Genomic DNA, 12,873 nt, shown 5'->3' on the forward strand with positions numbered 1-12,873 from the left:
GCCGTCACCGCTCCGGCCCACCCGCCCGCACACCATGATCGATTCCCAGGCAGTCCGTGCCTATCTGCTCGGTCTGCAAGACCGTATCACCGACGCCGTCGCCGCCATCGATGGCCAGCCGTTCTCGACCGATGCCTGGGAGAAGCCGCCCACCGAGCGCCTGCGCGGCAGCGGCCGCACCCGCATCCTGGAAGGCGGTGCCGTGATGGAGCGCGCCGGCGTGGGCTTCTCGCACGTGCAGGGCGACGCGCTGCCGCCGTCGGCCACCGCCAACCGTCCGGAACTGGCGGGCCGCGGCTTCGAGGCGCTGGGCGTCTCGCTGGTATTTCACCCGCGCAACCCCTACGTGCCCACCGTGCACATGAACGTGCGCTGCCTGATGGCGGTAAAGGAAGGCGCCGAGCCGGTCTGGTGGTTCGGCGGCGGCATGGACCTGACGCCGTACTACGGCGATGCCGGCGACTGCACCCACTTCCACCGCACCTGCCGCGACGCGCTCGCGCCCTATGGCGAGGACCTCTATCCGCGCTTCAAGCGGTGGTGCGACGAATACTTCTTCCTCAAGCACCGGGGCGAGGCACGCGGCATCGGCGGCATCTTCTTCGATGACTTCTCCGCGCTGGGCTTCGAGCGCAGCTTTGCCATGATGCAGTCCGTGGGCGACGCCTTCCTGGACGCCTACCTGCCGATCCTGCAGGCGCGCAAGGACACACCCTATGGCGAGCGCGAACGCGACTTCCAGGCTTACCGGCGCGGCCGCTACGTGGAATTCAACCTGGTATTCGACCGCGGCACGCATTTCGGCCTGCAATCGGGCGGGCGCAGCGAGTCGATCCTGATGTCGATGCCGCCGCTGGCCAGCTGGCGCTACGACTGGCAGCCGGAGCCGGGCAGCGCGGAAAGCGCGCTGTACACCGATTTCCTGCCAGTACGCGAGTGGGCCTGACGGCAACCCTATGGAATACGACAACGCAGCACCGCGCACCGCCAACGCAGCATCCGCCGCCTCCAGCACTGCCGGCCATGGCGCCCGCCCCTACCGGCTCGGCATCCTCGGCGGCACCTTCGACCCGCCGCATATCGGCCATGTGGCGCTGGCCAGGCTATGCATCGAGCATCTGGAACTGGACGAACTGGTCTGGATCCCGACCGGCCAGTCCTGGCAAAAGGGCGACGACGTAACCCCTGCCGCCGACCGGCTCGCCATGACCGAGCTGGCCGCGGCGACGCTGTCGGACACCCGCGCGCGGGTCCATGCCAGCCGCATGGAAGTGGATCGCGCGGGTCCCAGCTACACCGTCGACACCGTGCACGAACTGCGCGAGCGCTATGGCCCCACCGCCTCGCTGGCCTGGCTCATGGGCGCCGACCAGTTGCTGCGCCTGCACACCTGGCATGGCTGGCAGGAACTGTTCGCCGATGTCCATCTTTGCGTCGCGACCCGGCCCGGTTTCGACCTCGGGGAACTGGACGGTCCGGTACGGGAAGAGCTCGCGGCGCGGCGCGCATCCACCGACCTGATACAATCCATGCCCTCCGGCCGCATGTGGATCGACCAGACGCTTGCCGTCGACCTCTCCTCCACCGCCCTACGCCAACGCCTGGCTGCCGGACAACCGGCAGATGACCAGCTGCCGCCCGGCGTGGCACACTACATCGCGAGCCGCGGCCTGTATCGGCCGACCCAGTCGGATCTGCCCATCCCGGCCCGCCCCAAAACCGATCTCAGCTGAACTGAAAAGCACCATGGATATTCGCAAACTGCAACGCGCCATCGTCGACGGCCTCGAAGATGTCAAAGCGCAGGACATCAAGGTGTTCGACACCACCCACCTGACCGAACTGTTCGACCGGGTGGTGATCGCCAGCGGGAGCTCGAACCGCCAGACCAAGGCGCTGGCCGCCTCGGTCCGCGATACCGTCAAGGATGCCGGCGGCCATATCATCGCGGTGGAAGGGCTGGAAACGGGTGAATGGGTGCTGGTGGATTGCGGCGACGCGGTCGTGCACATCATGCAGCCGCAACTGCGCATGTACTACAACCTCGAGGAAATCTGGGGCGACAAGCCGGTACGCCTGAAGCTGTCCGCCGCCAAGAAGGGCCTGGCCAAGGCCAGCGAGCCGATGGACGAGGAAGACGACGCCGCCCCGGTGGTGCGCACCGCGCGCCGCGCCAGCGGCCTGCGCCCCGCCCTGGCCCGCCTGCCGGAAGGCATGAAAGAGCCTTCGCCGCCGCTTGGCCACGAAGACACCGATCCGGATGCCATCGCCACCAACCGCGCCCCGGCCGTGGCAAAGCGCCTGACCAGCGCCCTGGGCTCGGCCCCGGCACGCAAGGCGCCGGCCAAGTCCGCCGCACCGCGCAAGACCGCTGCCGGCACCGGCGCGGCACGCAAGACCGCCACCAAGACGGCCACTAAAACGGCTGCCAAGGCACCTGCCAAGACGGCTGCCGCCAAGGCCCCGGCCGCGCGCAAGCGCACCACCCGCTCGGCCTGAGCCGGGCCGGGCCGCCTCCCGCCATGCAGTTGCTGATCGTGGCCGTTGGCCACAAGATGCCCGGCTGGATCGAATCCGGCTTCGCGGAGTATGCCAAGCGCATGCCCCCGGAGCTGCGCATCGAGCTGCGCGAAATCAAGCCCGAAGCGCGCTCGTCCAGCAATAACGCCACCATCGTGATGCAGCGGGAGGCGGCCCGCATCGAGGCGGCGCTGCCCAAGCAATGCCGCATCGTGGCGCTGGACGAGCGCGGGCGCGATCTCACGACAGTGCAGCTTGCCGGGCAACTGGGCGACTGGCAGCGCGAAGGCGGCGATGTCGCCTTCCTGATCGGCGGCGCCGACGGGCTCGATCCCGCCCTGAAAGCCCGTGCCCAGACCCTGATCCGGCTCTCCAGCCTGACCCTGCCGCATGGCATGGTGCGCGTGCTGCTGGCCGAACAGCTTTACCGGGCCTGGTCGGTCACGCAGAACCATCCGTACCACCGGGTCTGAGCGGCTTGCGCCTGCCGTCCTGCCGGCTGCCCAGGGCAGGCAGGTACAATGCGGCCGGAGCGGCGCATACCGCCCGCTGGCGCTCCCCTACCCGGATTCCCCGACTGCCTGCCGTGACCCATTCCTTCCTCTATCTCGCCTCCCAGAGCCCGCGCCGGCGCGAATTGCTCACCCAGCTTGGCGTCGCCTACGAGTTGCTGCTGGCCGATGGCGATGAAGACGCCGAGGCGCTGGAAGCCGTACTCCCTGGCGAAAGCCCCGACGACTACGTGCAGCGCGTGTGCGCGCTCAAGGCCGAGGCCGCGCTGCGCCGGCGCGAACGGCGGGCCCTGCCGGACGCGCCCATCCTGACTTCGGACACCACCGTCTGCCTCGGCGGCGAGATCCTCGGCAAACCCGCCGACGACGCCGACGCGGCCCGCATGCTGGCCGCGCTGTCCGGCACCACCCACCGCGTCCTGACGGCGGTGACGGTGGTGTCCACGCTCGGCCTGCGCCATGCCCTATCGGTCTCCGAGGTCAGCTTCCGCGCCATGACCCCTGGCGAGATCGCGGCCTACGTTGCCAGCGGCGAGCCGGCCGGCAAGGCCGGCGCCTACGGCATCCAGGGCCGCGCCGCCGAGTTCGTGGCGCGAATCGGCGGCAGCTATTCGGGTATCATGGGTTTGCCCCTGTTCGAGACGGCTGCGCTGCTCAGACAGGCCCAACTGCGGTTCTGAGAACCCCGCCATCGACCTTCCGTCACCTTGTGGCTGTCACCCCATGGCCGTCACCCCATGGCCGTGGCGTCGCCCCCGGAGCGCGTGACGGCAAAGTGCGGACAACCATCTGGCCGGTCAGCCGGCGACGAGTTTCATCCACTATGACTGAAGACATCCTCGTCAACATCACACCGCAGGAAACGCGCGTGGCCATCGTGCAGCAGGCCGCCGTGCAGGAACTCCATGTCGAGCGCACGCTGTCGCGCGGGCTGGTCGGCAACATCTACCTCGGCAAGGTCGTGCGCGTGCTGCCGGGCATGCAATCCGCCTTCATCGATGTCGGCCTGGAACGCGCGGCCTTCCTCCACGTGGCCGATATCTGGCATCCGCGCGACCCCGAAAAAAACGGCAACACCGCGCCGCTGGCGATCGAGAAGACGCTCTACGAAGGCCAGGCACTGATGGTGCAGGTCATCAAGGACCCGATCGGCACCAAGGGCGCGCGCCTGTCGACCCAGGTCAGCATTGCCGGGCGCACCCTGGTCTACCTGCCACAGGACCCGCACATCGGCATCTCCCAGCGCATCGAGGGCGAGGTCGACCGCGAAGCGCTGCGCTCGCGCGTGCAGGGGCTGGTGCCGGCGGATGAGCGCGGCGGCTTTATCGTGCGCACCATCGCCGAGGAATCCAGCAACGAGGAACTCGGCAACGACATCGCCTACCTGCGCAAGATCTGGGCCTCGATCCGCCAGAACGCCACCACCCTGCCCGCGCCCAGCCTGCTCTACCAGGACCTCAACCTGGCCCAGCGCGTGCTGCGCGACTTCGTCAACGACGCCACCAACGTGATCCAGGTGGATTCGCGCGAGAACTACCTGAAGCTGGTCGAATTCGCCGAGGAGTACACGCCCGCGGTGCTGCCGCGGCTGTCGCACTACACCGGCGAGCGCCCGGTCTTCGATCTCTTCAATATCGACGCGGAGATCGAGAAAGCCCTGTCGCGCCGGGTCGACCTGAAATCCGGCGGCTACCTGATGATCGACCAGACGGAGGCCATGACCACCATCGACGTCAACACCGGGGGCTATGTCGGCGCGCGCAATTTCGACGACACCATCTTCAAGACCAACCTCGAAGCGGCGCATACCATCGCGCGCCAGCTGCGGCTGCGCAACCTCGGCGGCATCATCATCATCGACTTCATCGATATGGAGAACACCGAGCACCGCGACCAGGTGCTCTCGGAGCTCAAGCGCGCGCTGTCGCGCGACCGCACCCGCATCACCGTCAACAGCTTCTCGCAACTGGGGCTGGTGGAGATGACCCGCAAACGCACCCGCGAGTCGCTGGCGCACGTGCTGTGCGAGCAATGCCCCGTGTGCACGGGCAAGGGCCAGGTCAAGACCCCGCGCACGGTCTGCTATGACATCCTGCGCGAGATCATGCGCGAGTCGCGCCAGTTCAACCCGCGCGAATTCCGCATCCTCGGCTCGCAGCAAGTCATCGACCTGTTCCTCGAGGAAGAAAGCCAGCACCTGGCCATGCTCGGCGATTTCATCGGCAAGCCGATCTCGCTGCAGGTGGAATCGACGTTCCATCAGGAACAGTACGACATCATCCTGATGTAGACAGGAACCGCATCAGGCGATGCCCCCGGCGGCCGCCTGATGCGGCGAAACGCTCTCGCGCAGGAAGCCCCGGATCAAGCGCACCAGGTCCTCTTCCATCTCCGGGCTGGCAAGCAGCATCTCGTCCTGCGCAAGCGCACTGCGAATCACGCCGATCACGGCCTGCGTCATCACGAACGCAGCCATGGGCCGCAGGACGAGCACGCGATTCTGCGCGTCCACCAGCCGGCCTGAACTCAGCCATTCGATGACCTGCGCCGCGGAGTTGTCCAGGGCGGGACGGCTGCGCGAAGCCAGCGCCACCTCCAGCAATAGCTTGCGCACCCGGTGACGGCCGCCGAATGCGCCCAGCAGCGCGCGGACCAGCAGCCTGGCGCGATCGCCGGGGTCGCCGGCGCCCGGCGTGCCCAGCAGGACATCCAGCCGGCCCAGCACGCGCTCGATCTCCCGGCGGCCCAAAGCCTCCATCACTTCCTGCTTGTTCGAGAAATACTGGTAGAGCGTACCGATGCTGATACCCGCAACCTCGGCGATCCGGTTGGTGCTCAGGGTTTCCATGCCTTCCCTGTCGAGCAGCCGGATGGTTGACTCGAATATGAGTTCCAGCTTCTCGCGAGCGCGCGCCTGCGTCGGTCGGCGGCGCCTTGGACCGCTGATCTTAAGGGGTTTCAGCTCCATGGACGGCGCTCCGGAACGCGAGTAAATGAATCTGATACTAGCTCATATAATCGTCCAGACAACGCGTCCGAACAACATCGCGCACCGGGGCCGGGCATGACAAATCTGGACATACTCCAACTCTATGCATTGCCCGTGGTGGTTGGCGCATCCCTGGTCGAAGCGCTGGTGCTGCATTGGCGCAAGCCCGGCGCCTTCGACTGGCATGAGGCATGGCTGTCGCTGGTGGACCTGGCGGGGCGCAAGGTGCTGGTCTTCCTGCCCTTGTCGCTGGCGGCGCCGGTGTTCGCGCTGGCCTGGCAGCATCGCCTGCAAACCATCGAGCTCAATGGCTGGCTGCTTGGCGCGCTGTTGTTCGTCGGGCAGGAGTTCTGTTACTACTGGTACCACCGCGCGGCGCACCGCGTGCGCTTCTTCTGGGCCACGCACGCCGTCCATCACTCGCCCAACCAGCTCACCTTGTCGACGGCTTACCGCCTGGGCTGGACCGGCAAGCTCACCGGCACCACGCTGTTCTTCACGCCGCTGGTCTGGCTGGGCTTCCATCCCGACGTGGTGCTGGCGACGCTGTCGCTGAACCTGCTCTACCAGTTCTGGATTCATGCCACCTGGATTCCGCGGCTGGGCGGGCTGGAATATGTCCTGAACACCCCGTCCGCGCACCGGGTCCATCACGCCTCGAACCTTGACTACCTGGATGCCAACTATGGCGGCGTGCTGATCGTCTTCGACAGGCTGTTCGGCACCTATGTTGCGGAACGGGACGACTTGCCGTGCCGCTACGGACTGGTGACGCCGATGCGATCGCGCAATCCGCTGCGGGTCGAGTTCCAGCAATGGCTGGACCTTGGACGGGACTTGTCGCAAGCCACCAGCCTGCGTGCCGTGCTCGGCTACCTCCTGCTGCCCCCAGGGTGGCGCCCGGACGGACAGGGCCACACCACCGAGGCGCTGCGCCGCCAGCCCGCCCTGGTCACCCTGACAACAGACAACAGCACTGGCGAGCCGAAGTAAGGCAGCGTCGCCTCGGCGTCGTGGCGATTCCCTTGCGCGCGCGTGCCGTGCGGTCATTGCCGCGGGGACCGTGTGCCCGCGCCATGCGAAGCGCCCTCCAGCCAAATGCCGGCAAGCCGAGCGGCAAGCGCGCTTGGTCTGCTGTCGCATATTGGCCCGTCGCTTTCCCCTCGCCTTCCTTGCGCCATCCTCTATAAATACGGATATGGTTGCGCGCCGTCAGTTGCCGAGTGGGCACGGGCGCAAAGGAGTGGCCATGAAGAACACGCGCTTGCCTCCATGGCTGCTGGCCGCCGCGTTGACCGCGTTGACGGCATGCACTGTGACACTGCCACCGTCGCCCCCGCCCAAGGCGCGCGCGCCGGAAGCACCCGCGGCTCCCGCCGCCACCGCGCGCGAGCGGGCCACGCCGATTCCCCCGCACGATATCGATCTCTCTGGCAATTGCCAGCGCACCGAGGAAGACGGCTTCCGCGAGGACGCGCATCTGCGCGTGGCGAGCAACGATGTGCGCGTGCTCACCTGGACCTTGTGGGTGGGCAGGCATGGCTCCTGCCATTTCGACCTGACCGAGTTCCGCCAGACCCGCAAGACCCCGCATATCGAGCTGCGCGCGCTCGACGATAGCGGCTGCACGCTGATGGTCTGGCAGGACCCGAGGCGGATCACGCTGGCGCATGCGCATTGCGAGCGGCACTGCACGCCGGGCATCTACGAGCAGGCCTGGCCGGTGCTGTTCGACCCGCGCAGCGGCGCTTGCGCGGAGATTCGGTAAGTGGGCGCCTGCGACGTATCGCGCCGGTGCGCCGCCCGCCCGCGCGGCGGCATCCCCAGGCGCGAGAGCGATATCCCTACTTGACCTTCGGCACCCGGCCCATCAGGTAGAACTCCTCGTTCGGCCGCATGCTGATGGTATTGGCCATGCGATTCGACAGGCCGAAGAAGGCCGTGATGGCGGCGATATCCCAGGCATCCTCATCGCTGAAGCCATGCTTGCGCAACGCAGAGAAATCGGCGTCGTCGACCTCGTTAGAGGCCTGGCAGACCCTGAGGGCGAAGTCGAGCATGGCGCGCTCGCGCGGCGTAATGTCGGCCTTGCGGTAGTTGACCGCCACCTGGTCGGCCAGGGTCGGCTTCTTCTCATAGATGCGCAGGATGGCGCCATGCGCCACCACGCAGTAGAGGCACTGGTTGGCGCCCGAGGTGGCGACCACGATCATCTCGCGCTCGCCCTTGGTCAGGCCGCCGTCCTTGAGCATCAGCGCGTCATGGTAGGCAAAGAAGGCGCGGAACTCGTCCGGCCGGTGGGCCAGCGTGAGAAACACGTTTGGCACAAAGCCGGCCTTGTCCTGGACTTCCAGGATGCGCTGGCGGATATCCTCGGGCAGGTCCGCGATGGCGGGAACCGGGTAGCGGCTCAGCGGCGGCGTCGATGCGGTCATGGTGGTCTCCTTCGGGGGTCTCCCCCTCTCTGCAATGTGCATGGACCGCCCGCGTCGGCTGCCGCGGGCAGCGGGAAAAGCCGGCTTACTGGGTCGCGAACTGGATCCTGTGCAGCCCGGCGTAGAGGCCCTCGGCCGAGAGCAGCTCGGCGTGGGTGCCATGTTCGGCCACCCGTCCGTGGTCGAGCACCACGATGCGGTCGGCATTCTCGATGGTCGACAGCCGGTGCGCGATCACCAGCGTGGTGCGGCCGACCATCAAGGCTTCCAGCGCGGCCTGCACCTGACGCTCGGACTCCGAATCAAGTGCGGAAGTCGCCTCGTCGAGGATCAGGATCGGCGCATCCTTGTAGAGGGCGCGCGCGATCGCCAGGCGTTGGCGCTGCCCGCCGGACAGCTTCATGCCATTGTCGCCGATATTGGTCTGCAGGCCCTGCGGCAGCCCCTTGACCACATCGGTCAGGTAGGCCGCGGCCAGCGCGCGCTCGACGCGCGCCATGTCGATGTCGGCGGCGGAATGCACGCCATAAGCCACGTTGGCCGCCACGGTATCGTTGAACAGCACCACGTCCTGGCTGACGAAGGCGATCTGGCGGCGCAGGTCCTGCAGCGAGAACGCATCGATGGTCTTGCCGTCCAGCAGGATGCGGCCATGGGTCGGATCGAAGAAGCGGGGCACCAGGTTGACCAGCGTGGTCTTGCCGCTGCCCGACGGGCCCACCAGCGCCACCACCTCGCCGGCGCTGACATGGAAATCGATATTGTCCAGCGCCGGGCGCGCGGCATCGCCGTAGCGGAAGCCCACCTTGTCGAACACCAGCTCGCCGCGCGCCCGCGCGAGCGGCAGCCCGCCCTGCTGCCGCTCGATCGGCTCATCGATCAGGCCGAAGATCATCTCGGCCGCGGTAAGGCCACGCTGCAGGGGCTGATTCAGATCGGTCAGGTGCTTGAGCGGCGAGATCAGCAGCAGCATCGCCATCACAAAGCCGGTGAAACTCCCCACGGTGGTCTGGTTGGACTGCGACTGGATCATCGCGATGGTCAGGATGACCGACAACGCCAGCGCCGCCAGGAACGCCGTGACCGGCTGGTTCAGCCCGCCCGCCACCGCCATGCGCATGGAATAGCCGCGCAGGCGCTCGGCCATGGCCGCAAAACGCGATATCTCATACTGCTCGCCGCCATGCAGCTTGACCACCTTGTAGCCGCCGGCCGCTTCCTCGACCACGTAGGCAGCGGTGTTGGTCAGTGCCTGGTGGTCGCGATTGAGGCGGCGCAGGCGGCGGTTGACCTTGGACATGATGAAGCCGATCACCGGCAGGATCACCGCCACCACCAGCGTCAGCCGCCAGTTGGTGTAGAAGAGGTAGATCAGCAGCGCCAGCACGGTGAGCGAATCGCGCACCAGGGTGATCAGTACGCCGGTCAGGATCTGCATGACCTGGTTGACTTCGAAGATCACGGCATTGATCAGCGAAGCCGCGGTATTGCGATGGAAGAACAGCGCCGGCGCGTGCAGCATGCGCTCGAACATCTGCATGCGCATCTTCAGCAGCACGCGGTTGGAGATCAGGCTGAGCAGGTAGCCGGAGGCGAACTGCGCCACGCCGCGCACCAGCGCCACGCCGGTCAGCAAGGCCGGCACGTGCCAGAGCTTGCCGGCATAGGCGCCGCCGAAGCCCTTGTCGAGCAGGTCGTTGACAATCTTGGGGATGATCCCCTCGGCACCCGCCACGACCGCCATGGCGATGATGGCGACGATGAAGACACGCATTTCCGGCCGCAGATAGGCCCAGACTCGCTTCAGTGTGTCGGCTTCCTGAACCGGCGGCGCATGTTGTTCTTGAACTTTCACGGATTCTCCACCCCGTCGGCGCGGGGATACTTTGCTTGTACCGCTGCCAGGCCGAGCAACAGCCCGATGACGCCGGCATAAAAAACGATGTTGGCCTGGTGCGCCATCGTCACCTGGGTCAGGCCGCCGATCAGGCTGGACATGACCACCGCCAGTCCGGCCGCGGCGAGGCACTCGCCACGCTCGTCGGCCTGGCGGCGGCTCTGGCCCAGCAACCTGAAGAACAGCCAGGCCGGCACCAGGAAGATCGACATCACGGCAACCAGGCCGGGCACGCCCATGGTGGCCAGCGCCTCCATCACATCGTTGTGGGCATGCTCCAGGCAGAACTGATGACTGCGGCTGACCTGGCAGGCCGGCAGCGCCTGCGTCAGCTGTCGGAACTGGCCCAGACCGATCCCGGTCCATGGATGCGCCTCGAACGCCTTGGCCGCCATTTGCCAGATCAGCAGACGCGCACCGGTCGAGGTATCGGCGTTGCCGGCCTCGAACTGCGCGACATCCTGGCCGACCAGGTCCACACGCTTGGCGACCGGGCTGCCGGGCAACGCATAGAGCGCACCTGCCAGCGCTGCCAGCAATACCACCATGCCGACAAAGGCCGGCAGCCGGATACGGCGATAGCGCACCGCCAGCAGCGGCACCATGGTCACGGCCAGGGACAGCCAGGCGCCACGCGACCCGTTGAGGACCAGCACGGCACCCGCCACCGCCAGCCCGCCCCACGCCAATGCATGGTCGCGCCGGAGATGGCCCGGCCGCGCAAACCCGATCAGTCCGAACGCCGCCACCATATTGGCAAAGGCAATGGGCTGGGTCCAAGCCGCCGGGCGGTCATCGTGCAGCACCAGGAACTGGTACGCCACGATCAGCAGGCAGGACACCAGCGCCAGCGGGATCCCGTACCAGAGCATGCGGCTGTCCGGACGATGCCGCAATACCAGCAGGCAGGTCAGCAGGGCCAGCAGCGCGCGCGTGGGATTGTCGATTGCGCTCCAGCGCAGGCCAAACAGCAGCTTGGATGCGATGCTCACCGCGAGTACCGCTAGAATGGCTAGCCCGAGCGGCACCAGCAAGGAACGATAGCGCGCCATGGTCTGGCCCATGCCCCGCCAGCCCAGCAGCATGGCCAGCACCACTGCGCCGAGGAAGATGCCCGCGCCGCGCGGTATGCTCAGCAGCAGCACGGGAAAAGCAAGGACCAGCCCGCTGGCCAGCCATGCCTGTTTAGTCGCACGAAACACCATAAGCAAACTCTATGAGAATCTCAGTCGTACTGATTACAAAAAACGAGGCACACAATATCCGGGAGTGCCTGGAAAGCGTGTCCTGGTGCGACCGCGCGATTATAGTGGATTCGGGTAGCCAGGACGGCACGGTCGAACTGGCCCGGAGCCTGGGCGCCGAAGTCTTCGAAACCGAGCACTGGCCCGGTTTCGGCGCCCAGAAAAACCTGGCGGTGTCCAAGGCCGACGGCGACTGGATCTTCTCCATCGACGCCGACGAAAGAGTCACCCCGGCACTGCGCGACGAGATCCTGGCGGTGGTCGCGTCCGGCCGGGCCGACGCCTATGAACTGCCACGCCTTTCGCGCTTCTGCGGCCGCTTTATCCGTCACGGCGGCTGGTATCCCGACTACGTCACACGGCTGTTCCGGCGCGGCTGCGCCCGCTTCACGGATGACATCGTGCACGAGCGCCTGGTTGCCGACAAACCGGTTGGCCGGCTCAGCTCGCCGCTGCTGCACTACACCTACGACGACTTCTCGCAAGTGCTGCGCAAGATCGACCACTATTCAACGCTGGGCGCCCAGCAAGGCTTCGCCCGCGGCAAGACGGCTTCGCCCTCCGGCGCCGTGCTGCATGGCGCCTGGGCTTTCCTGCGGACCTACCTGCTGCGCCGCGGCTTTCTCGACGGCGCGCAGGGGCTCGGCGTGGCGCTGATGAACGGTCAGGCCAGCTACTACAAGTACATCAAGCTGTGGTATCTGCAGCAGACGAAGGCAGCGGAACAGCAGCCGTAGACGCCGCCGCCTGCGCCGGCGCCCCCAGCAGGCCATCGACGCAGGCGCTGAAGGCGGCCGAGGTCGGACCGAACCCCATCTGCTCGATATGACGCGCCGCGTAAGCCAGCAGCCTTGCACGCAAGGGCTCGTCCTCGAGCCCGCGGCGAATCGCCTCCGCCAGCGCGGGCGCGTCGCCGACCGGCGTCAGCAGTCCGGCCTTGCCATCGGCCAGGATCTCGCGGGGCCCGACCGGGCAATCGGTACTCACCACCAACTGGCCCAGGGCCATGCCCTCCAGCAATACATTGGGCAAGCCCTCCATCTTCGAGCTGAATGCCATCAGCCGCGCATGCCGGATCCACATATAGGGATTGGGCTGGAAACCGGCAAAGCTGACGCGTTCGCTGATGCCCAGTTCGCGCGACAGTGCTTCGAGCCGCGCACGCGAGGCGCCCTCGCCCACCAGCACCAGGCGCTCGCGCAAACCCGTGCCCCTCACCAGGGCCGCATAGGCGCGCAATAGCGTGGCGAAGTCTTTCTGGCTCTCTTCCAGCCGT

General features: G+C 66.9%; 14 protein-coding genes. 9 read left to right on the forward strand and 5 right to left on the reverse strand.

The window, feature by feature from the left end; all coding sequences use genetic code 11:
* The first annotated feature begins 34 nt into the window (after positions 1 to 34).
* From hemF to rng, 6 genes are all read left to right on the forward strand, one after another.
* On the forward strand, positions 35 to 946 hold the full coding sequence (hemF, locus tag P3W85_RS27500) for an oxygen-dependent coproporphyrinogen oxidase (RefSeq protein ID WP_276267086.1): 912 nt from the start codon (positions 35 to 37) through the stop codon (positions 944 to 946).
* Between the two features lie 10 nt (positions 947 to 956).
* Positions 957 to 1,733, forward strand: a complete 777-nt coding sequence (locus P3W85_RS27505; protein ID WP_276267074.1) for a nicotinate-nucleotide adenylyltransferase — start codon at positions 957 to 959, stop codon at positions 1,731 to 1,733.
* 13 nt (positions 1,734 to 1,746) lie between these two features.
* Entirely contained in the window at positions 1,747 to 2,499 is a 753-nt protein-coding gene (rsfS, locus tag P3W85_RS27510) for a ribosome silencing factor (protein WP_276267075.1), read from the forward strand.
* A 23-nt stretch (positions 2,500 to 2,522) separates the two neighbouring features.
* On the forward strand, positions 2,523 to 2,993 hold the full coding sequence (gene rlmH, locus P3W85_RS27515) for a 23S rRNA (pseudouridine(1915)-N(3))-methyltransferase RlmH (protein ID WP_276267076.1): 471 nt from the start codon (positions 2,523 to 2,525) through the stop codon (positions 2,991 to 2,993).
* 113 nt (positions 2,994 to 3,106) lie between these two features.
* Positions 3,107 to 3,712 carry a Maf family protein gene (locus P3W85_RS27520; protein WP_276267077.1) on the forward strand — a complete coding sequence of 202 codons (606 nt, stop codon included), beginning with the start codon at positions 3,107 to 3,109 and terminating at the stop codon, positions 3,710 to 3,712.
* A 143-nt stretch (positions 3,713 to 3,855) separates the two neighbouring features.
* Positions 3,856 to 5,322, forward strand: coding sequence for a ribonuclease G (gene rng / locus P3W85_RS27525; RefSeq protein WP_017225129.1), 1,467 nt, complete (start codon positions 3,856 to 3,858; stop codon positions 5,320 to 5,322).
* Positions 5,323 to 5,334: 12 nt separating this feature from the next.
* Here rng and P3W85_RS27530 read toward each other — a convergent pair whose 3' ends face one another.
* Positions 5,335 to 6,000, reverse strand: coding sequence for a TetR/AcrR family transcriptional regulator (locus P3W85_RS27530; RefSeq protein WP_276267078.1), 666 nt, complete (start codon positions 5,998 to 6,000; stop codon positions 5,335 to 5,337).
* Between the two features lie 96 nt (positions 6,001 to 6,096).
* On the opposite strand from P3W85_RS27530, the gene P3W85_RS27535 reads away from it, so the two are divergent.
* Both P3W85_RS27535 and P3W85_RS27540 read left to right on the forward strand, forming a co-directional pair.
* A complete protein-coding gene (locus P3W85_RS27535) occupies positions 6,097 to 7,014 on the forward strand; it encodes a sterol desaturase family protein (RefSeq protein ID WP_276267079.1) in 918 nt (305 codons plus the stop codon).
* A 256-nt stretch (positions 7,015 to 7,270) separates the two neighbouring features.
* On the forward strand, positions 7,271 to 7,789 hold the full coding sequence (locus P3W85_RS27540) for a hypothetical protein (protein ID WP_276267080.1): 519 nt from the start codon (positions 7,271 to 7,273) through the stop codon (positions 7,787 to 7,789).
* Between the two features lie 76 nt (positions 7,790 to 7,865).
* Here P3W85_RS27540 and P3W85_RS27545 read toward each other — a convergent pair whose 3' ends face one another.
* From P3W85_RS27545 to P3W85_RS27555, 3 genes are all read right to left on the reverse strand, one after another.
* Positions 7,866 to 8,456 (reverse strand): peroxidase-related enzyme, encoded by a 591-nt coding sequence (locus tag P3W85_RS27545; RefSeq protein WP_276267081.1) that lies wholly within the window; start codon positions 8,454 to 8,456, stop codon positions 7,866 to 7,868.
* An 85-nt stretch (positions 8,457 to 8,541) separates the two neighbouring features.
* Positions 8,542 to 10,311, reverse strand: coding sequence for a lipid A export permease/ATP-binding protein MsbA (gene msbA, locus P3W85_RS27550; protein WP_276267082.1), 1,770 nt, complete (start codon positions 10,309 to 10,311; stop codon positions 8,542 to 8,544).
* Positions 10,308 to 11,558, reverse strand: a complete 1,251-nt coding sequence (locus P3W85_RS27555; protein WP_276267083.1) for an O-antigen ligase family protein — start codon at positions 11,556 to 11,558, stop codon at positions 10,308 to 10,310. The genes msbA and P3W85_RS27555 overlap by 4 nt, the downstream gene beginning before the upstream one ends.
* Before the next feature lie 11 nt (positions 11,559 to 11,569).
* Here P3W85_RS27555 and P3W85_RS27560 point away from each other — a divergent pair, with 11 nt between their 5' ends.
* Positions 11,570 to 12,334: a glycosyltransferase family 2 protein gene (locus tag P3W85_RS27560; protein WP_276267084.1), complete on the forward strand. Its 765-nt coding sequence runs from the start codon at positions 11,570 to 11,572 to the stop codon at positions 12,332 to 12,334.
* Here the strand turns inward: P3W85_RS27560 and P3W85_RS27565 are convergent.
* Positions 12,285 to 12,873 (reverse strand): glycosyltransferase (locus P3W85_RS27565; protein ID WP_276267085.1); only part of this gene is annotated, 589 nt, incomplete at its 5' end. The two genes, P3W85_RS27560 and P3W85_RS27565, sit on opposite strands and share 50 nt — an antisense overlap.

The organism is Cupriavidus basilensis, assembly GCF_029335485.1.
In the GTDB taxonomy this organism is placed as follows: Bacteria; Pseudomonadota; Gammaproteobacteria; order Burkholderiales; family Burkholderiaceae; genus Cupriavidus; species Cupriavidus basilensis_E.

What these genes read in the sequence shown, in the direction of transcription:
- hemF (WP_276267086.1), top strand. Translation starts at nt 35, where the DNA reads ATGATCGATTCCCAGGCAGTCCGTGCCTATCTGCTCGGTCTGCAAGAC.
- P3W85_RS27505 (WP_276267074.1), top strand. Translation starts at nt 957, where the DNA reads ATGGAATACGACAACGCAGCACCGCGCACCGCCAACGCAGCATCCGCC.
- rsfS (WP_276267075.1), top strand. Translation starts at nt 1,747, where the DNA reads ATGGATATTCGCAAACTGCAACGCGCCATCGTCGACGGCCTCGAAGAT.
- rlmH (WP_276267076.1), top strand. Translation starts at nt 2,523, where the DNA reads ATGCAGTTGCTGATCGTGGCCGTTGGCCACAAGATGCCCGGCTGGATC.
- rng (WP_017225129.1), top strand. Translation starts at nt 3,856, where the DNA reads ATGACTGAAGACATCCTCGTCAACATCACACCGCAGGAAACGCGCGTG.
- P3W85_RS27530 (WP_276267078.1), bottom strand. Translation starts at nt 6,000, where the DNA reads ATGGAGCTGAAACCCCTTAAGATCAGCGGTCCAAGGCGCCGCCGACCG.
- P3W85_RS27535 (WP_276267079.1), top strand. Translation starts at nt 6,097, where the DNA reads ATGACAAATCTGGACATACTCCAACTCTATGCATTGCCCGTGGTGGTT.
- P3W85_RS27540 (WP_276267080.1), top strand. Translation starts at nt 7,271, where the DNA reads ATGAAGAACACGCGCTTGCCTCCATGGCTGCTGGCCGCCGCGTTGACC.
- P3W85_RS27545 (WP_276267081.1), bottom strand. Translation starts at nt 8,456, where the DNA reads ATGACCGCATCGACGCCGCCGCTGAGCCGCTACCCGGTTCCCGCCATC.
- P3W85_RS27555 (WP_276267083.1), bottom strand. Translation starts at nt 11,558, where the DNA reads ATGGTGTTTCGTGCGACTAAACAGGCATGGCTGGCCAGCGGGCTGGTC.
- P3W85_RS27560 (WP_276267084.1), top strand. Translation starts at nt 11,570, where the DNA reads ATGAGAATCTCAGTCGTACTGATTACAAAAAACGAGGCACACAATATC.